1 protein-coding gene and 1 pseudogene are annotated in these 916 nt (G+C 75.7%); both read right to left on the bottom strand.

Translation table 11 applies throughout. The features are described from left to right. Positions 1-411: pseudogene (locus ND748_RS32895) on the bottom strand (hypothetical protein); the annotation flags it as partial. Continuing rightward, positions 392-916: PP2C family serine/threonine-protein phosphatase (locus ND748_RS32890; RefSeq protein ID WP_251750147.1), on the bottom strand; the 525-nt coding region annotated here is incomplete at its 5' end. The gene ND748_RS32890 and the pseudogene ND748_RS32895, both read right to left, overlap by 20 nt.

The following is a 916-nucleotide window of genomic DNA, read 5'->3' as shown; positions in this document are numbered from 1 at the left end:
CAGCCGGGCGACCGCCCGGCCCGCGGCCGCCCGCGCCTCGGCGCTCGCCGTCGCCAGCTCCGGGCGTTCCGGGTAGACCACCCGCGCCTGCTCGGTGCCTTCGACCACGGCGAACGCGACGCCGTCGGGCAGCGCGTCGATCGCCGCCCGCGCCGCCCGCCGAGCCTCAATGATCTTCGACTGCGGGTATTCCATGGAGCCGGAGCAGTCCATGATGATCACCTCGGCGGCGCCGGCGGCGTTCCTGGGGCCGGCGGTGTTGCCGGCGGGGTCGGCGGGGTCGGCGTGGTCGGCGTGGTCGGCGTGGTCGGCGTGGTCGGCGTGGGCGGTCACGGTGATGACCGCGTGCACCTCGCCGGCGCCCTGCGCAAGGAACTCGTTCTGGCTGACCTCACAGCTGAAGGTGATCATCGCTGCTCCCCGGGATATCGATGACGATCACAGTGATGTTGTCGCCGCCGCCGCGGGTGAGGGCGACGGTCGTCAGATGGCGGGCGACCGCCAGCGCCGGCGCCTCGGTCGGCAGGTCGGCGATCCGGTCGGCGAGGGCGCTCGCGGCCGAGAGGTAGTTCCACAGCCCGTCGCTGCACAGCACCACCCGTCCCGGCCCGGCCAGTGCCGTCGCGGCGACCCGGGGGATCGCCGACGCGCTGCCCGTGCCGAGCCAGTGGGTGATCGTGTGGGCGCCGGGCCCGGTCTCGGCCCGCTCCGGTGGCAGCAGACCGGCCCGCACCGCCTCGGCGGCCAGGGTGTCGTCCGCGGTGAGCAGCCGCGCGCCGGACCGGTCGAACAGGTAGGCCCGGCTGTCGCCGAGCCAGCCGACCGCCAGCCGGCCCGGCGTCACGATGGCGGCGACGAAGGTGCACGCCGGCGCGTCGCCCGGACCGCTGATCGACGCGACGGCGCTGCGTTGCGC

This window comes from Frankia sp. AiPs1, from assembly GCF_023716945.1.
Taxonomy (GTDB): domain Bacteria; phylum Actinomycetota; class Actinomycetes; order Frankiales; family Frankiaceae; genus Frankia.
Note: the sequence above shows the minus strand (reverse complement) of the source record. Positions and strands in the feature narration are given on the sequence as shown.